A 16,936-nucleotide genomic window follows, 5' to 3' on the forward strand; every position below is an offset into this window, starting at 1 on the left:
CAGGATCGGCAAGCTGGTGCAACAGGTATCGCAACCTTTGCTGGAAATCCATCCCGCACTGGCGCGGCGTTTCGGTATCCGCCAGCACGAAGAGGTAAAAGTGGTGACCAAGCGCGGCGAAGCCGTGTTCGCCGCCAATATTGTAGAAACCATCCGGGAGGATACGGTGTTCCTGCCTTATCACTGGCCGGGAAAAAAATCCGCCAACCAGCTGACCAGCGGGCATCTCGATCCGATTTCCAAAATCCCGGAATTCAAAGTGAGCGCCTGCAACCTGATCCCGACCGGCAACATCGCCATCATCGATAAAAACGCCACCGATTACAAAAGCGCATAAGTATTCACCAAACACGAAATATTATGGCTCAGTATTATACGTTACAGCAGGAATTCTTTGTGGATGTACAACGCTGCATCGGCTGCAAAGCCTGTGAAGCCGCCTGCGCGGAATGTGAAACGAACGGGGAGGAATCCATGATCCACGTGAATTATGTGGACAGGGCTCATACCATCCAGACAACCGTCCAGGTATGCATGCACTGCGAAGACCCGCTCTGCGCCAACGTGTGCCCCGCGGACGCCATCAGCAAAGACGAGTTCGGCGTGGTCCATTCTGCCAATACCTCGCGCTGCATCGGCTGTTCCAATTGCGTGATGGCTTGCCCTTTCGGCGTTCCGAAGAAAATGGAGCAATACGACCTGATGATGAAATGCAATATGTGTTACGACCGCACCAGCGTTGGCAAAAAACCGATGTGCGCCACGGTTTGCCCCAGCGGCGCATTGTGGTATGGCACCCGGGAGGAAATGGAAAGAATGCGGCCCAATTCCACGCCGGTCAATAAGTTCATTTTCGGCGAAGAAGTGGTGAATACGAAAGTGAACGTCATGATGCCCAAAGGCAGCACTGAACTGAGAGTATTCTAAAGCCCGAATTGAAAATATTATCCGATGAGCAACGAAGAAAAACACTGGAAAGAAGATTTTCCCATCAGCCGGCCCCAGGCCGACCAGGTGACCCGCAGGGATTTTGCGAAACTCCTGGCCGTCGTGTCGGGCGGAATGGTGTTCGGGAACGGTGTTATCGCCGCCAGATATGCTTTTAAAGAGCCCCCGGCGCCGGGGAAATTCAAAGTTTGCACCAAAAGCGATGTGCCCGTCGGCGGCACAAAATCGTTCGTGCTCGACAATGACAAGACGCCCTACATCCTCGTGCATACCGAAGACGGCGGTTTTTACGCCTACGAACAGAAGTGCACCCATCTGTCCTGCGCCGTATACTACAAACCCGGCACCATGAAGCTGGAATGCCCCTGCCACAACGGCTGGTTCGATGTGAAAACGGGAGAAGTGCTCCAGGGCCCTCCGCCACGGCCGCTGAAGAAACTGGACGTCATATTCGAAGGAGATAATATCTATGTTCAACATATCAATACCACGCACGCATGAGCAATTTCAGAAGAGGACAGGAACAGTCCCACCCGCGGAAAAAGAGCATGATCATGTCCACCCTTATCGTGGTCCTGCTGGCCAACCTGTTCATCCAGATTTGGTTGCTGTATACTTCGCTCAATAATGCGCTGGAAGGGCATCCCGAAGTAGCCTTGAGTACTTTCGCCGCTTCCGGCGTGCTGTTTGTGGCCAGCGTGATATGGTTGTACTTCCTGCCGAAAAACGTAAGGTGATGCTGACCGACCGGTTCCATAGGGTACATGATTATCTCCGGATTTCCCTGACTGATAACTGCAACTTCCGCTGCAGTTACTGCATGCCCGAAGAGCAGATTACCCTGCTGCCGAAAGCGCAGCTCATGCAGGCTGATGAGATTTTCGCCATCGCCCGCACGTTCGCGGACCTGGGCGTGAAGAAAATACGGCTGACGGGCGGCGAGCCCATGGCCAGGAAAGACTTTGCCGACATCCTGGCCGGCCTTTCCCGCCTGCCCGTGAAGCTGGCCATGACCACCAACGGTGTGATGCTCGATCAATACATGGCGAACCTGCAACAGGCCGGTCTTACGTCTATCAATATCAGCCTCGATTCCCTCCTGCCGGATAAATTCAGGAAGATTACCCGGCGGGATGCTTTCGCGCGCGTTTGGAGCAATATCCTTGGCTGCATCGCGGCAGGGATGCACGTCAAATTGAACGTGGTGATGATGAAAGGCGTTAACGATGATGAGATCGCCGCGTTTACCGAGCTGACGCGCAAACTGCCGGTGCATGTCCGTTTCATCGAGTTCATGCCCTTCGACCAGAATCGTTGGGACCGCGGCAAGGTGATCGGCAGTGCGGAGGTAATGGAGGTTGTTGCGCAGCAATACGCTTTATACAAACTGAAAGACGGCAAAAACGATACGGACCGGAAGTTCGGGATCATGGGGCACGCGGGCACGCTATGCTTCATTTCCACGCTCACCGATTCTTTCTGCGCCACCTGCAACCGCCTCCGGCTTACGGCCGACGGGAAGATGAAAAACTGCCTTTTCGGCGCGGAAGAATTTGATGTACTGGCCGCATTCAGGAGCGGAGCGGATATCGCGCCCGTCATTCGGAAGGCGATATCCCGCAAGCACGAGCGGCTGGGCGGGCAGTTCAACGATTACCGGGAGCTGCAGCCCGGGCAGCTGGATAACAGGAGCATGATCAGGATCGGGGGATAGTTATCCGCTTTTAAAACACAGTTTGCAAAATGATTTCCGTACAAGAAGTTTTCAACATATTGGAGCGTAACGCCGGGGCGATGGCGCCGCAGGAATTGCCGTTGCTGGCCTGCCTCGGTTTGGTGGCGGCGGAAGAAGTGACGGCGCCTGTAGACGTACCCGTGTTCGACAATTCCGCAATGGACGGCTACGCCATCCGTTACGAAGATGTGGAAGCTGCGATCCCTATCCATGTGGCGTATACGATCGTGGCGGGGGCGCCGGGGTTGCCGGTCCTGCGCAGGGGAGAAGCGGCGCGTATTTTTACAGGGGCCCCGGTGCCGGAGGGGGCGGATACCGTGGTGCAACAGGAGATATGCGGGTTGAAAGATGGAAGCCTGACTTTTTTACAACCTATTGCTGCCGGCACCCATATCCGCAAACAAGGCACGCAAACCAGGAAAGGAGCGGTCGTGCTAAAGCCAGGGACAATGTTGACGGCGGGATATATCGGATTCCTCGCCACATTGGGCATCGCTGCTCTGCGGGTGCATCCGGTACCGAAGGTGGGCATCATCGTGACCGGCAAAGAGCTGGTGCCCGCGGGGCAACCTTTACGGCCCGGACAGATTTATGAAAGCAATGCCGTAGCCCTGCAGGCTGCGCTACTGCAAATGGGCGTGGCAGCGGTTTTTGCCGCGCATGCCGATGACGATGAAGCGGAATTGCAACAGTGCATCGCTGAAAAGATCAGCGGGTTGGACGTGCTGCTCATCACCGGCGGAATTTCCGTAGGAGATTATGATTTCGTGAAACCCGTGCTGGAAAAGCTTGGCGCCGCGGAACAGTTTCATAAAGTGAAGCAAAAACCCGGCAAGCCATTATATTTCGGGCGGCTGCGGGAGAAGCATGTGTTCGCGCTGCCGGGGAATCCCGCATCTGTGCTTACCTGCTTTCATGTTTATGTGCAACCTTTCCTGAAAGCCCTGATGGGCCAACCGGCATTCGCAAACAAGCAATACGGCATCCTGTTAAATGGTTATGACAAGAAAGCGGGCCTCACCCATTTTGTAAAAGCGCGGACAGAAGGCCATAAAGTGGCGATACTCACAGGCCAGCCGTCATTCCAGATGGATGCCTACACGGATGCCAACGCCTACGCCGTTTTACGCGCGGAGCAGGAAGCATTCCAGGCGGGAGAAAAAGTGGAGATCGTCGTTATTGCGTAATCAATCACAGGAATATTGGAACCTTTATTATACATATTATTCGCAGCCATCGCGTTTTTGTACGCCTCCGTGGGGCACGGCGGCGCCAGCGGCTACATCGCGCTGATGATCCTGTTTGCCTTCCCGCAGGATGAAGTGAAGACAAACGCGCTGATCCTGAATATTCTCGTTTCGCTGATCGCATTCATACAGTATTTCCGGAAAGACACGTTCCCTTACCGGCTGTTCCTCCTGCTGGCATTGTTTTCCATTCCTGCGGCGTTTATCGGCGGCACCATGACGCTGCACGACAAAGCTTTCAAAATCATCCTGGGGCTCGTGTTGCTCATTGCCATTGCGAAGTTGCTGGGGCTGATGCCCGACAAGCACTTCGAAGTGAAGCCGTCTTTGTTGCCGATCATGTTTATGGGCGCGGGGATCGGGCTGCTGTCGGGCCTCCTGGGCATCGGCGGCGGCATCATTCTCAGCCCTATCCTGATCCTGCTGGGTTGGTGTACCGTGAAGCAAACGAGCGCCATCAGCGCCTTGTTTATATTCGTCAATTCGATATCCGGATTGTGGGGCAAAAGCCAGGCGGAACTCCATTTTTCCGGCAACCTCGTGTATATTGCCGTGTTTACGGTGCTGGGCGGTTTTGCGGGCGCTTACCTGGGAAGTAACAAGTTCAGGGTGGAATGGATCAAGCAGATACTGGCGCTGGTGCTGGGAATTGCGAGCTTTAAACTTTGTTTTACCTGACATGAAGTTGAAAACATATATCCTGTCGGGCGGCAAAAGCTCTAGAATGGGCCAGGACAAAGGCCTGCAGCCAATCCTCGGCAAGCCGGCCATCGCGTACCTGCTGGATATGCTCCAGCCCCTGGGCATCACACCTGTGATCATCGCCCATGAGGGAGGTTACAGCCAGTTCGGTGTGAGGGTTATAGGTGATGTGATACCCGGGAAAGGGCCCATGGGTGGCATTTATACCGCGTTGTCGGATGCAGGGGAAGATGTGCTGATCCTGGCTGCTGATGCGCCTTTTATTTCAACGGCGGTAATGAGGGCGCTGCTTGCGCAACAGGAGGAAGGCCAAATTAATGTGATCCGGTATAACGGAAGGGTACAGCCTTTGTGCGGAATATATCCCGCGGTATGCGCCGGGGAAGTAAAAGAAAGCGTGCAATCTTCCCGGTTGAAAATGATGGACCTGCTGGATAGATTTCCTACACATTACATCGGCCTGGAAGGAATAGCGGAGATTTTTCATAACAACAATACACCGGCCGATCATGCGGCGGCTGTTAATTATCTCAGGAAGATGAATATCAAATGTTTCGGCAAACTGACGGACATCATCACCGAACCCGCCGTTCCGGCGTATCCTACAACTGTGCAGGCTTTCAAAGACCATTTGCAAAAAGCGTATCCCGCATTGGCAACGGTCGGATACAAAATCGCATTGAACCGGCAGATTGTCACCGATCCGGGTACCAACATCTGCGAAGCCGACGAAATCGCATTGTTGCCAGCCTTTTCAGGAGGCTGATACGGGTGGAATAACTATATTGTCAAATAATGGGAGAAAAGAAAATCAGGAACAGTTTTATAGAAGGGCCGATACCGCCGGAGAAGATCGCGGATAGCATCGCCGCCCATCGCCATAAGACCGGCATCGGCGGGCACGCCATTTTCCTGGGGCAGGTGCGCAATGACTTAATCGATGGAAAGGAAGTACAGGCCATCGACTTCACTACGTACCGCGAAATGGCGGAACAGAAGATCGCGGAAATCCGGGAAGACATCTTCGCGAAGCACGAGCTGGTGTGCATGCACATCTATCACAGCCTTGGCATCGTGCCTGCAGGCGCGCTCTGCTTTTTCGTTTTCACTTCTTCCAAACACCGCAAGCCCGCGCAAAAAGCCTGTGAAGAACTCGTGGAGCGCTTCAAGGCGGAAGTGCCGGTTTGGGGCAAGGAACTATTCACCGATGCCTCTTATCAATGGAAAGAATTAAAGGGTTGACCCGATGATCGATATCACACATAAAAGCAACAGCCTGCGTATTGCGGTAGCGCAAGCCATCGTTAAAGTAAGCAAACCCGAAACGATCGATGCCGTGGTCCGCAAAGCCGTACCGAAAGGAGACGTATTCGAAATGGCGAAAGTGGCGGGGCTCTTCGCGGCAAAGAAAACGGCGGACATGATCCCCGATTGCCATCCGCTGCCGGTGGAATACACCAGGATCAGCTATGAGATCGACGGGCTGGATATCAAAATCACCGTGGAAATCAAGACTGTATACAAAACCGGCGTGGAAGTAGAGGCAATGCATGCCGCATCGGTGGTGGCGCTCACCATGTACGATATGCTGAAGCCGATCGATAGATCCATCGAAATCCACCACATCAAACTACTGGAAAAGAAAGGCGGTAAATCGGGGAGGAAGGATGCGTTTGAAACCAGGATCCGCACAGCCGTCGTGGTTTGCTCCGATACCGTTTCCAAAGGCGATAAAGCCGACACCTCCGGCAAAGCAATCATCGAAAAACTGGAAGGCCACCCGGTGGAAGTGATCGGCTACAACGTGATCCCCGACGGTGTAGAGCGCATCCAGGCGGAAATCCGGCAATGCCTGGACAAAGGCGCTGAAATGATCCTGCTCACAGGCGGTACAGGCCTTTCCAGGCGCGATTATACGCCCGAAGCCATACGGCCCATGCTCGACAGGGAGATCCCCGGCATCGGGGAACACCTGCGGCAATACGGACAAAACCGCATGCCGTACTCCATACTGTCCCGAAGCACCGGCGGACTGATTGGCGATACCCTCGTTATCGCACTTCCCGGTTCCACCAATGGCGCAAAGGAATCTATGGACGCCCTGTTCCCGCATATCCTCCATGTGTTTAAAATGATCCACTCCGGAAAGCACTGAGCATACAAAAAACGGCCCCTGGAAAGGGGCCGCCGTCATGATAATTGTAAGACCAAAATTCTAAGATCAGTATGTTAACCGGACGATCCTGTTGTTCTGCAGGAGGTCGACCTTAAAGAAGTTCCCCACCAAAATGGTATTGAACTGATCGGTGGTCAGGATGTCGAATACAGGACGCGAGAAATAGGGTTCCTTGAATCCGAAACTGCCGATGTTGTTGTGCGTGGTGCTCAGCTTGCCGTCGGCATCCAGGATGGCCATGCCATAACGGCTGACGCCGTTGAACTTCTGGAAAGTACCCGTTGCCAGGATCTTCCCGTTCCCCAGGCGCTCGGCCAGCATAACAGGCCCGTCGGCCCCCGCTCCGGGGTCGAAACCGTCGTCGGCCACCCCGTTTTCCTGCAGGATCGCTACTTTTTTACGGTTTTTGCCACCGATCTGGCTGAATGTGCCGCTCACGAGCAACTTGTTGCCCGGTAACTGCCGGATCGAGGAAATATCCCCGTTCAGGTTGCTCCCTGCGGCAAACTGTTCGTCCAGCGAGCCGTCGGGCAGGAGCCGGATGAGCGATTTCACCGTCTTGTTTTCGTATCGGGCAAACAGCCCGCCGATCACGATTTTCCCGCCGGGCTGGATGATGGCATCCGAAATAAACCCGTCGACGCCCGAGGGCACGGTGTTGGTTTCCGCGTCGTACCGGAAGCTTTTATCCAGCTGTCCGTCCGGGTAAATGCGGACGAGCCCCGCGGCAGGGATGGTATCGGTGATAACAGTATCTTTCCCGGCCGGGTAGTAGTTTTTGGAGAGATAGTGGCGGAAATAGCCATACACGACAACGCGCCCGTCTTCCTGCTCCAGCAGGCCTGTCACCGGCCCGTCGAAATACGCGTTGAAGGCCGGCACGGTGTCTTTCGCGGGATCGCCGTTTTCGTTGGTGTATTCCACCTGTACGCCCGGCACCGTACCTGTTTTTTGCAGGAGGGTGATATTGCCGAGGGAAGATTTCATGGCGCCGAGTTTCGAGAAAACGCCGGAAGCCAGGAGCTGTCCGGATTTCAATTCGATCACCCGGGCCACGTTCCCGTTGAATCCCGGCGCGATCCTGAACGATTTGTCGACCACGCCGTCGGCGCCGATCATCACCATCCCGCTATACCCCGCGCGCAGGCCGGCGTTGTTGTAATCGGTGAAGCTGCCCGCGAGTACGAAGCGCCCGTCAGACAGTGCGGTGATGTCGCTGATGTTGTTATTGGCGCCCACGAACGACTGGAAATCCTTGTCCACGCTCATCGCGCCGGCTACCGTGAAGGAAGGGCCGGGCACCACGTCTTTCCCCACGGAAAGGGTGATGATGCCGCTGCTGGCCATGGCGGGCACTTTCACGGTAATCACCGAATCCAGGACAGATACCACCGTAGCCAGTTCGCCGTTGAACCGGATCCTGATGGAATCCTTGTATTTGAGGAAACCGTTGCCGGAAAGGCTTACTTCCGTACCTACAACTCCCTTTCCGGGGTTGGGCTGCAAGGTGCTCAGCTTGATGCCGAGCTGTTCCCTGGCGTCGGCATAAGGGTCTTTGCCGACGTATTCGTCTTTCTCGCAGGAAACGGTGAACAGCGCCGCCGCCATCATATGCCGAGAGTGTATGTTTTAATATTCATGCTGTTGGGATTTGTACCGCCGTATGCCGCGGTATTACTGGAAATAATCTTGCACCGTTGTCACGAAGGCCATCATATTGAACCCGAATCCGTGGTTGCCATCCAGCATATGCACCACGCCGTTGGTGGTCTGTATGTCGGAAGTGCCCACGTTGTTGGTGATGTTCACCGGGTTGGCGAAATCGCCCACATCCGTGATCTGCACCATGCGCGGCCCCACGTCCTTGGTGCCGCTGTAATCGCTGAACTGTACGCCCAGGTTCATGATGTAGCCGCCGGCCGACTCGAGGTACTGGCCGGGGTATACCTGCAGCATGCGGCTGTCGCGCCGGGCGATGTCCTTCAACAGGTATCTATCCCGGAAAGTATAGCGCAAAAGGTATTGCTGCCAGATTTCCGCGGGTATGTCGGCGATGTGGAGGGAATCCTGGTTGAGGCCGTATCGCACGGCGTTCAGCATGTTCATGGCTTTGAGGATGCTAAAGTTATGCGGCGCGAAGAAGGTGACGTTTTCTTTGCTGAGCATGTCTTTCATCCCCGCCGCTTCCACGATGGCCACCACGGTGTCGAAATACACGGGGTTGGACTGCAGGAATTCATAAGTGTTGACGTTCAGTTTGCCGTTCTGCAGCCCGCCGTCTTTAAAGTAGTCGTCTTTTTTGCAGGCGGCCAGCAGCAGGAGCGCCAGCAGGCCGGGCAGTAGGAAAGTTGCGTATTTTTTCATGTTCCGGCGATTTACTTGATCCAATAATTGTTGAGCACGATGTTGGGATTGTTGATCTGCGCCTTCGAAGCGATGGGCCAGGTCCAGGCGCCCTGGTTGAACTGCTCTTCGGTGAGGTAGTTCTTGCACTGGGCGGGGTCTTTCACCCTGCCGGTGCGCACCAGGTCGTACCAGCGCATGCCTTCGCCGATGAGCTCTTTCTGCCTTTCGTTGAAAATGGCGTCTTTGAGATTTTCGGTTGCGGCATTGTAAGGATTGGCGCCCGCTCTTTCCCTGACTTCATCCAGCAGGGCGATGGCTTCCCCGTTGCGGCCGGTATTGGCCAGCGCTTCGGCGCCCAGCAGCAATACGTCGGAATAACGGAAGATGATCATGTTGTCGTCGAACAGGTAATTGTTCACATCCGTTACGTTGGAATATTTCAGGAACATAGCCGTGGTGTTGTTGATGTAGGGTAGATAGAACCACAGGTCGCGGCGCTTGTCGGGCAAGGCCGCCGGGTACATCCGCTCCAGGAAATCCGCTTCGTAAAAGCAGTCGCTGTTGGCGCCGTAGTTCACCACCGGGTCGTGGGTGGTCCACTGGCCGAGGGATACGTATTTCGTTTCCTGCCCGTAGTTTTTGTTTACGGAAAATTCGAAAATGCTTTCCTTCGTCCGCCCCTTGAATATCCGCTTGAAGTCTTCAATCGGCAACAATTCGAAGTAACCGGACTGCTTCACGGCGAGCGCCGCTTCGGCCGCTTTTTTGTTGTACGCTTCCGCGTTGCCCGCATCAAAACCTGCCATCCACATATTGCAATGCGCGATCAATGCCAGTGCAGACGCTCTCGATGCGCGGACGCCCCAGTTGGTCGGGTCTTCGTACTGCCAGGGCAGGTTGTCTTTCACCGCTTCCAGTTCCTCCGTACAGAATTTGAGCACTTCGGAAAACTTCGTCCGCGGGCGTGCTTCGGGATCATACGCCTGTGTGTACAAAGGCACATCTCCATAAATCCTGACGATGTAGAAGTAAGTGAACGCCCGCACGAACCGCACTTCAGCCAGGAACTGCTGCCGCTCGTTCTCCGAAATGCCCGGTACTTCCGGGATCCGGTCGATGGCGATGTTGCAGGCCGCGATGGCCTGGTAGAACGGGTACCAGTCGTCCAGCAAATGCACGTAATAACGGGTAGGGTCCGACACGCGGGCGCGGTTGGCAAGATCGTTTTCCGCCACGGCCTTGAAGGCCACCACCCAGGTGCCGTCGAACTCGCCGGCGCGGATATCGCCGTTCACGTTATGATACGGCCCGTAAGTCAGTTTGTCGTAAATGAAGCCGTAGGCATCCGCCACGGCAGACTCCACATCCTGCCGGGTTTTCCAGAAGGAGTTGGCCCCCAGCCGGTCCACCGGCTCCACGTCGAGCAGGTTTTTGCAGGCGGTGAGGCCGATGATGAAAGCCAGTATGATAATGATCCTGTATTGCATAAGTAGCTGCTTTAGAATTCAAGATTTAAACCGAAGGTGTAGGAAGGTGCTACCGGGTAGCTGTCTAACCGGTCGCGCCCCAGTTCGGTCACGTTTTCGGGATTCGGGCCGGAGTAGCTGGACAGCATCAGCAGGTTGGCGCCGGTCAGGTAGATCCGCGCATTGTTCATCCGCGCCCTGCGGATCCAGTCCTTTTTGAAGGTGTACCCGAGCGTGAGGGCGTTGAGCTTGAAGTACGAACCGTCTTCCTGGAACAAGGTCTGCGACCCGTTGTAGTTGTCGGTATTGCCGTAATACTGCAGCGGGTTGGGATATTTCGCCTTGTCGCCCGGCTGCTTCCAGTAATTGTATTCGCTGATATCCGGTAATGTCAGCGCGCCGGCGTTGGGCTTGTTGCCGTAAGGGTAGTACAGGTTGCCCAGGCGTTCCGACAATGCGTTGTTCAGCAGGTCGCGCTTCATCAGCACGGTGCCGCTCATGGTCAGGCTCCAGGCTTTGTAGGTCATGGTGGAATAGAAGCCTCCCGTGACGCGGGGCACCGGGTTGCCGGCGATCTGCAGATCGCGGGAATTGGTGATGTAGTTGCCGTCGATGTCGCTGTAGTTCATATCGCCAGCCTGGTAATAACCGCCGGCGGCGTTGCGGTAGCGCAATCCCGTAACGGGATCCACCGGCACGTCATTGTCGTTGCTGTACACGCCCTGGGAAACATACAGGAAGTTGCTGAGCGTATTGCGGCCCACTTTGGTGACGATCGGGCCGTAATCAGACGAAGAGATGATCTGCGTTACGCCGCCGGGCAGCGTCAGCAGTGCATCTTTGTTCACCGCGGCGTTCACGCTGAAGTTCCAGTAGAACTTCGACGTCTGTGGCAGCGGCCTGAAGCCGAGCGCCACCTCGAAGCCCTTGTTGAGCATGGACGCGCCGTTGGTGGTGGTGCTGCTGAAGCCGGTGGCGGAGTTCAGCGAGCGGGAGAACAGCATGTCGGAGATCACTTTCTGGTACACGTCCACCGTTAAAGTGGCGCGGCCTTTCAGTACGCTGAGGTCGAACCCGAAGTTGAGCTGTTCCACTCTTTCGGGCTTCAGGTAAGGATTGGGCATCTGCCCCAGTTTGGGGGTGATGCGCGGTACGTTGTTGTAGTTGCCGCCCACCAGGTAGGAACCGAGCGAGGTTGTTAATTCATGCTAAACATTATTTACCAACAAATCTCTTTTCTATGATAAGTCGCAGATACTTGTATCTGATGCTGGCAGCGCTCGCCCTGGCCTGCAATGATCTGGCGCTGGGCCCCGGGATACCCAAGCCTGAAGACCCCGGGGCAAAGGCTTCCCGGAAAAAAGTACTGGTCATCGGCATCGACGGGTGCCGGGGCGAACCGGTGAAGTACGCCGCCGTCCCCAACATCCGCAAGCTCATGCAAAATGCCGTCTACAGTTACGACGCGCTCACACAGCCGCCCACCTGGAGCGGCCCGGGCTGGTCGTCGCTGCTGACGGGCGTTTGGGGCAACAAACACGGGGTTACCGACAACAGTTTCAGCGGCAGCAACTTCGCCGCGTATCCCGTGTTCCTCCAATACCTCAAAGCAGCTGACCCCTCGCTCCAAACCGTGTCCATCTGCGCATGGGCGCCCATCAACCAGCATGTCGTTTCCCACGCGGATGCCAGGGTGAACGTAACATCGGATGCCGCGGCGAAAGACAGCGCCGTGGCGCGCCTCAAAAACGGCGACCCCGATTTCCTCTTCGCGCAGTTCAATGACGTGGACGCCGCCGGTCATAGTTTCGGCTTCGACACCAGCGTACCCCAATACATGCAGGCCCTCACAAAAATGGACGGCTACGTGGGCGACCTGGTGAATGCGATACAGTCGCGCCCGGAATATGCCTCGGAAGACTGGCTGATCGTCATCGCGGCGGATCATGGCGGCAACCTCGCCGGCCATGGCGGCAACTCCTACGAGGAGCAGAACATCTTCATGATGTACCACAACAAACGTTTCGTATCGCGCGAAGTGAAAAAGCCCGTCACCAATTCCACCTTCGTCAAATTCATGCAGCGAGGCCAATACGCCTTCACCGAAAACACGGCGTACGATTTCGGCGCCATGGTGAAGTGGACCGTGGAATACAGGGTGCGGACCTCCGGCCTCAGCAGCGATCCGCCGTTTATTGCCAATAAAGACTGGAACAGCGGCAACAACAGGGGATGGGTGATCTGCGTAAGCGGCCAGGGCTGGAAGTTCAACGCGGGCGACGGCAGCAGGCGCGTCGATATCGGGGCCAGCGCTCCGGCATTGAACGATAACAAATGGCACCACATCGCCGTATCGGTAGACCGTACCGGGCTCGTACGCCTGTACCAGGATGGTGTAGCGGTAGGCTCCGCGAATATGACCGCCCTCACCACGCTGGACCCCGCCAACGTCACCAAGCTCATCGTGGCCGAAGATATCTCCAAAACATACGGCAGCCGGTACGCCAACCCCGTTATCAATATGGCGGATATCCGCCTGTGGAACGACGCGCTGGATCCGCTGACGATCGCTGAATACGCCAAATGCGACACCACCGTTACCCCCGACCATCCCTACTATTCCAATCTCATCGGTTGGTGGAAAGGCACCGACGGGAAAGGGACGCTGCTGAAAGATGCGTCTCCCAAAAAGATCGATCTGCAGATTGCCGGCAACGTAAACTGGGAAGAAACCGGGAAGGATCTCTGCGGCGCCATGGTGGCCACAGACGTGCCGAAAATTGTGGATATCGCCCCGAGGGTGATTTCCTGGTACAATATCCCCATCAACACCGCCTGGAAGCTGGACGGGAAGCTATGGTTTGATTATTGATTTTTCTCCGATACATGCACAAAGGCCATCCCGCGAGGGGTGGCCTTTTGCTGTAACGCCCAACGGCCCCATTGCGGAGCCGTTGGATAGGCAGGTGGATCAGGTTGCGGTTTATTGGGGCAGGATGCGCGCCAGTTCCTGGTGCAGCCGCTCGCTGCGGAGGTTCTTGGCGACGATCTTTCCATCCGGCCCGATGAGGAAGTTCTGGGGCACGGCTTTCACTTTGTACATTTCCGCTACTTCGTTTTTCCAGCCTTTCAGGTCGGATACATGCTGCCAGTCCAGGTTGTCTTTTGCGATGGCGTCCAGCCAGTTTTGTTTTTTGCCGGGCATGTCGAGGGATACTCCCAATACGGTAAAGTTCCTGTCTTTGAATGCATGATACGCTTTCACCAGGTTGGGGTTCTCCGCGCGGCAGGGCCCGCACCAGGAGGCCCAGAAGTCCACCAGCACGTATTTCCCTTTGTAGTCAGACAACCGCACGGGATGGCCGGCTGTATCGTTCTGAGTGAATCCCGGGGCGATGGCGCCCACGGCGAACAGCCGCGCTTCGTCCAGCCGGCCGGCGAATTTCCTGCCGGAAGGAGTGTTCCGGATATTGGCAGAAAGGCCATTGAACAAAGGCTCCGCGATTGCTACATCAATATCCTTCCCCGCCAGTTCCACCAAGGCAACCAGGCTTACAAACGCATCCGGATGCTTACGGATGTAGGCCATTTTGAGGGTGTCGGTTTGCAATCCTATTTGCCGGAAGTCCTGCATGACTTTTTCCATGTAACCGGGACTTTTCAGTTCGGCAGGCGTAGGCGCCGGTTTTTTAGCCGCTTCCCGGAAATGCACCATCACCGCATCCTTGTAATCCACGTATTGCCGGTTGATGGCGCCGGCCTTGATCCGGGCGTATTTAATGCTGTCTTTCCCGGAAACCGAAAGCTTCCCTTTCTCCAGGTACAGATCAATCGCATCCCCGTTTTTTCTCCATTTGGAGCCCAGCCCGTCATGATCGATGAACAAATGTACAAGGGCGGGATCTTCCAGGTTGCCCCTGAAGGTGGCTTTGCCGTTGTGCAGCACCGCGGAGTCGAGGACCTTGCTGTTCGACCAGGCGTAATTGGAAATAAGATACGCGACGGCCGCAGGTTTCGCCTGCTTCAGCTGCACGTTCAGCTGGTAGTCGAAAGATTGGGCCATGGCGATGCCGGGCATCGATAGCGATGCTGCCAGAATGAAATGTTTCATGTAAAAAGGTTATTTAAGCATGATGAATGAGGGCACAGGAGGGGGAATGCTGCCCCATCCTGTGCGGTGGCCGGGTTACTGCGGGTACCCGGGATTGGGTGTAAGGTTCGGGTTGGAAAGTATGTCGTTGGGCGGAATGGGCCAGTTGGACATATAGCTTTGCCAGGTGGCGGGTTTGCCGGGCGCTACGGTGTTCATCACTTCGTCGATCCTGCCTGTCCGTTTCAGATCGAAAAAGCGGTGGCCGTACTCGGCGAAAAGTTCCGTTTGTCTTTCCTTAGCAATGGCGGCAAGGAGAGCGGTTTTGGATGCGGGCTGGATGGCGCCCAGCCCCTGGTATTCCTCGTTGTTGGCGGGCGATTTGTACTTGGCGGGGAAATACATCACCTTTTCCGGGTTGGACCCGGATGCCAGGATGGTGATACTCCGCAGCCAGGTTGTTTGCCGCCGGTCGCCGGGTTCAAAAGCGTTCAGCAGGTTTTCGTTGGCGGAAGCATATACGTCGAACGAATTCGGCCCCTGCGGCGGGTTGATGGTCGCCGGCATGCCGCCGTTGTAGAAACCATATTCATACGTCCGCGCCGGAGCCCTGGGCGCCACCGCCCAGATCGTTTCCCTGCTGTTTGCGAGGAAAACACTGCTGAGCGCCACGGTGTCGTACCGGTTGTCGCCGATCACATTGCCAGCCTGGATCTCCGCATTTTCCCAATCGCCGGCATACAGGTATGCCCTGGCCAGCAGGGCCGTGGCGGCGCCTTTATTCGGCCGCACACGGCTGTTGGTCGCTGCGCCGTAACCATTCGCGTATCCCTCCGGCAGCAGGGCTTGCGCCAGCTTGAGGTCGGATACGATCTGCTTGTACACTTCCGCCACCGGCGATCGGCTCAGCTTGTTATTGATGGTGTAATCCGGCGTCAGCACTATCGGCACCGGGCCATAAAGGTTTACCAGGTAAAAATGATACAGGCCCCGCAGGAAATACGCTTCCCCGAGCCACTGGTTTTTAAACACCAGGTTGCCCGTGCTGTTGTTGATACCCCTGATCGCAGCATTGGCCACGAACAGTTTCTGGTAATAGTCGGCCCAGTACACGCTGTTGGAATGCGTAATAGCGTTCTTGAAAATGATATCCGTATAGTTCCCGTTGAGCGTACTTCTCGACTCGTCGGCATACAATCCCAGCACATAGCCCAGGTTGCTGGACCCGCTACCGGAAAAACTTCCGCCTGTATTCAGATTAAGAAACATCCCGGTAACCACGGTGGACGCCATGTTGTCGTTGATATACACATCTCCGGCTTCGATGGTGCCGGCAGGCAGCTGCGTGCCTTCGAGGTATTTGTCGCAGCCGGGGAAGGCCAGGCAGCAGGCCAGGGCCATAACGGGCAACGGTTGTTGAATATGTTTGATGAATCTTTTCATATGATGGCAAAACATTAAAGTGTAAGATTAATTCCGGCAGTGATCATCCGCAGGGGCGGGATTACTGTAGTGGAGAGATTCTCGGGATCCAATCCGTCATATTTTGAAAGCGTGAGCAGGTTTTGCCCCTGTAGATATATGCTGCCGTTTTTCAGGTGAAGCGTCCTGTTGAGGCTCTCGTTAAAGCTGTAGCGAAGGCTCACGTTCTGCAACCTGGCATACGTAGCATCGGAATAAGCGCCGGTACTTTCCTTGAAGAGCATTTGCCGGTTGAAATTGATGAACTGCGTGCTCACCTTCGGAACATCGGTCTGGTCGCCCGGTTGTTGCCAGCGGTCGAGCCACATCGTGCTGCCATTCGCTCCGAAAACCCCAAACGGCTGGAGCGCATTTGAAAGCAGGTTTCTGCCCATCCGGCTTGTGAAATTGATGGAAAAGTCCAGCGCAAATTGTCTGTAGGCAAACGAGTTCGTGAGGCTGCCAAAATATTTTGGCGCCAGGTCGATAAACTCCGTTTTGTCCTTCTGGGTGAAAATATTGGTAAAATCATCCGTCACGCCTTTGCCGTCGGTAAAGCTGTAGTAGCCCGTTTGCGGGTTGATGCCGTTGTATTTGTACAGCAGGATGCCCGTCACCGGTTTGCCCAGCACATAGTTGGAATTCTGGTTGGCCTGCGTAGGCAGGCGTAGCAGCTTGCTTTCAGGAATGGTAATGTTGAAGCGCGTTGTCCAGCTGAAATCTTTCTTCCGGATATTATTGGAAGTAACACTGGCTTCGTAGCCG

General features: G+C 55.4%; 17 protein-coding genes and 1 pseudogene. 11 read left to right on the plus strand and 7 right to left on the minus strand.

What is annotated here, in order from left to right; all coding sequences use genetic code 11:
* The 10 genes from Q0510_RS01240 to moaCB all read left to right on the plus strand — a co-directional run.
* Nucleotides 1-337: molybdopterin dinucleotide binding domain-containing protein (locus tag Q0510_RS01240; RefSeq protein WP_298707494.1), on the plus strand; the 337-nt coding region annotated here is incomplete at its 5' end.
* A 23-nt stretch (nt 338-360) separates the two neighbouring features.
* Nucleotides 361-927 carry a 4Fe-4S dicluster domain-containing protein gene (locus Q0510_RS01245; RefSeq protein WP_298707495.1) on the plus strand — a complete coding sequence of 189 codons (567 nt, stop codon included), beginning with the start codon at nt 361-363 and terminating at the stop codon, nt 925-927.
* A 24-nt stretch (nt 928-951) separates the two neighbouring features.
* Nucleotides 952-1,449, plus strand: a complete 498-nt coding sequence (locus tag Q0510_RS01250) for a Rieske (2Fe-2S) protein (protein WP_298707497.1) — start codon at nt 952-954, stop codon at nt 1,447-1,449.
* Nucleotides 1,446-1,685 (plus strand): DUF6755 family protein, encoded by a 240-nt coding sequence (locus Q0510_RS01255; RefSeq protein WP_298707499.1) that lies wholly within the window; start codon nt 1,446-1,448, stop codon nt 1,683-1,685. The genes Q0510_RS01250 and Q0510_RS01255 overlap by 4 nt, the downstream gene beginning before the upstream one ends.
* Nucleotides 1,685-2,662 (plus strand): GTP 3',8-cyclase MoaA, encoded by a 978-nt coding sequence (gene moaA, locus Q0510_RS01260; RefSeq protein WP_298707501.1) that lies wholly within the window; start codon nt 1,685-1,687, stop codon nt 2,660-2,662. The genes Q0510_RS01255 and moaA overlap by 1 nt, the downstream gene beginning before the upstream one ends.
* Nucleotides 2,663-2,691: 29 nt before the next feature.
* Nucleotides 2,692-3,870 (plus strand): gephyrin-like molybdotransferase Glp, encoded by a 1,179-nt coding sequence (gene glp / locus Q0510_RS01265; RefSeq protein WP_298707503.1) that lies wholly within the window; start codon nt 2,692-2,694, stop codon nt 3,868-3,870.
* 15 nt (nt 3,871-3,885) lie between these two features.
* Nucleotides 3,886-4,608, plus strand: a complete 723-nt coding sequence (locus Q0510_RS01270; RefSeq protein WP_298707505.1) for a sulfite exporter TauE/SafE family protein — start codon at nt 3,886-3,888, stop codon at nt 4,606-4,608.
* A 1-nt stretch (nt 4,609) separates the two neighbouring features.
* Complete coding sequence (locus Q0510_RS01275) at nt 4,610-5,398, plus strand: NTP transferase domain-containing protein (protein WP_298707507.1); 789 nt, start codon at nt 4,610-4,612, stop codon at nt 5,396-5,398.
* Nucleotides 5,399-5,427: 29 nt separating this feature from the next.
* Nucleotides 5,428-5,874 (plus strand): molybdenum cofactor biosynthesis protein MoaE, encoded by a 447-nt coding sequence (locus Q0510_RS01280; RefSeq protein WP_298707509.1) that lies wholly within the window; start codon nt 5,428-5,430, stop codon nt 5,872-5,874.
* 4 nt (nt 5,875-5,878) lie between these two features.
* On the plus strand, nt 5,879-6,787 hold the full coding sequence (gene moaCB / locus Q0510_RS01285; RefSeq protein WP_298707511.1) for a bifunctional molybdenum cofactor biosynthesis protein MoaC/MoaB: 909 nt from the start codon (nt 5,879-5,881) through the stop codon (nt 6,785-6,787).
* 66 nt (nt 6,788-6,853) lie between these two features.
* Here moaCB and Q0510_RS01290 read toward each other — a convergent pair whose 3' ends face one another.
* From Q0510_RS01290 to Q0510_RS01305, 4 genes are all read right to left on the minus strand, one after another.
* On the minus strand, nt 6,854-8,419 hold the full coding sequence (locus Q0510_RS01290) for a DUF5008 domain-containing protein (protein WP_298707512.1): 1,566 nt from the start codon (nt 8,417-8,419) through the stop codon (nt 6,854-6,856).
* Between the two features lie 63 nt (nt 8,420-8,482).
* Nucleotides 8,483-9,172, minus strand: a complete 690-nt coding sequence (locus Q0510_RS01295) for a fasciclin domain-containing protein (RefSeq protein WP_298707514.1) — start codon at nt 9,170-9,172, stop codon at nt 8,483-8,485.
* Between the two features lie 11 nt (nt 9,173-9,183).
* Nucleotides 9,184-10,641, minus strand: coding sequence for a RagB/SusD family nutrient uptake outer membrane protein (locus Q0510_RS01300; RefSeq protein WP_298707516.1), 1,458 nt, complete (start codon nt 10,639-10,641; stop codon nt 9,184-9,186).
* 11 nt (nt 10,642-10,652) lie between these two features.
* Entirely contained in the window at nt 10,653-11,795 is a 1,143-nt protein-coding gene (locus Q0510_RS01305) for a TonB-dependent receptor (protein ID WP_298707518.1), read from the minus strand.
* A gap of 65 nt (nt 11,796-11,860) precedes the next feature.
* On the opposite strand from Q0510_RS01305, the gene Q0510_RS01310 reads away from it, so the two are divergent.
* Nucleotides 11,861-13,492 carry an alkaline phosphatase family protein gene (locus Q0510_RS01310; RefSeq protein ID WP_298707520.1) on the plus strand — a complete coding sequence of 544 codons (1,632 nt, stop codon included), beginning with the start codon at nt 11,861-11,863 and terminating at the stop codon, nt 13,490-13,492.
* A 111-nt stretch (nt 13,493-13,603) separates the two neighbouring features.
* On the opposite strand, the gene Q0510_RS01315 is transcribed toward Q0510_RS01310, so the two are convergent.
* From Q0510_RS01315 to Q0510_RS01325, 3 genes and pseudogenes are all read right to left on the minus strand, one after another.
* Entirely contained in the window at nt 13,604-14,731 is a 1,128-nt protein-coding gene (locus Q0510_RS01315; RefSeq protein ID WP_298707521.1) for a TlpA disulfide reductase family protein, read from the minus strand.
* A gap of 75 nt (nt 14,732-14,806) precedes the next feature.
* Nucleotides 14,807-16,153: a RagB/SusD family nutrient uptake outer membrane protein gene (locus Q0510_RS01320; protein WP_298707523.1), complete on the minus strand. Its 1,347-nt coding sequence runs from the start codon at nt 16,151-16,153 to the stop codon at nt 14,807-14,809.
* A 14-nt stretch (nt 16,154-16,167) separates the two neighbouring features.
* Nucleotides 16,168-16,936, minus strand: a pseudogene (locus Q0510_RS01325) (hypothetical protein); the annotation flags it as partial.

Origin of the sequence: uncultured Chitinophaga sp., assembly GCF_937874145.1 — a bacterium.
GTDB lineage: Bacteria > Bacteroidota > Bacteroidia > Chitinophagales > Chitinophagaceae > Chitinophaga.

What these genes read in the sequence shown, in the direction of transcription:
- Q0510_RS01320 (WP_298707523.1), bottom strand. Translation starts at nt 16,153, where the DNA reads ATGAAAAGATTCATCAAACATATTCAACAACCGTTGCCCGTTATGGCC.
- Q0510_RS01310 (WP_298707520.1), top strand. Translation starts at nt 11,861, where the DNA reads ATGATAAGTCGCAGATACTTGTATCTGATGCTGGCAGCGCTCGCCCTG.
- moaA (WP_298707501.1), top strand. Translation starts at nt 1,685, where the DNA reads ATGCTGACCGACCGGTTCCATAGGGTACATGATTATCTCCGGATTTCC.
- glp (WP_298707503.1), top strand. Translation starts at nt 2,692, where the DNA reads ATGATTTCCGTACAAGAAGTTTTCAACATATTGGAGCGTAACGCCGGG.
- Q0510_RS01255 (WP_298707499.1), top strand. Translation starts at nt 1,446, where the DNA reads ATGAGCAATTTCAGAAGAGGACAGGAACAGTCCCACCCGCGGAAAAAG.
- Q0510_RS01290 (WP_298707512.1), bottom strand. Translation starts at nt 8,419, where the DNA reads ATGATGGCGGCGGCGCTGTTCACCGTTTCCTGCGAGAAAGACGAATAC.
- Q0510_RS01280 (WP_298707509.1), top strand. Translation starts at nt 5,428, where the DNA reads ATGGGAGAAAAGAAAATCAGGAACAGTTTTATAGAAGGGCCGATACCG.
- Q0510_RS01315 (WP_298707521.1), bottom strand. Translation starts at nt 14,731, where the DNA reads ATGAAACATTTCATTCTGGCAGCATCGCTATCGATGCCCGGCATCGCC.
- Q0510_RS01245 (WP_298707495.1), top strand. Translation starts at nt 361, where the DNA reads ATGGCTCAGTATTATACGTTACAGCAGGAATTCTTTGTGGATGTACAA.
- Q0510_RS01275 (WP_298707507.1), top strand. Translation starts at nt 4,610, where the DNA reads ATGAAGTTGAAAACATATATCCTGTCGGGCGGCAAAAGCTCTAGAATG.
- Q0510_RS01295 (WP_298707514.1), bottom strand. Translation starts at nt 9,172, where the DNA reads ATGAAAAAATACGCAACTTTCCTACTGCCCGGCCTGCTGGCGCTCCTG.
- moaCB (WP_298707511.1), top strand. Translation starts at nt 5,879, where the DNA reads ATGATCGATATCACACATAAAAGCAACAGCCTGCGTATTGCGGTAGCG.
- Q0510_RS01300 (WP_298707516.1), bottom strand. Translation starts at nt 10,641, where the DNA reads ATGCAATACAGGATCATTATCATACTGGCTTTCATCATCGGCCTCACC.
- Q0510_RS01250 (WP_298707497.1), top strand. Translation starts at nt 952, where the DNA reads ATGAGCAACGAAGAAAAACACTGGAAAGAAGATTTTCCCATCAGCCGG.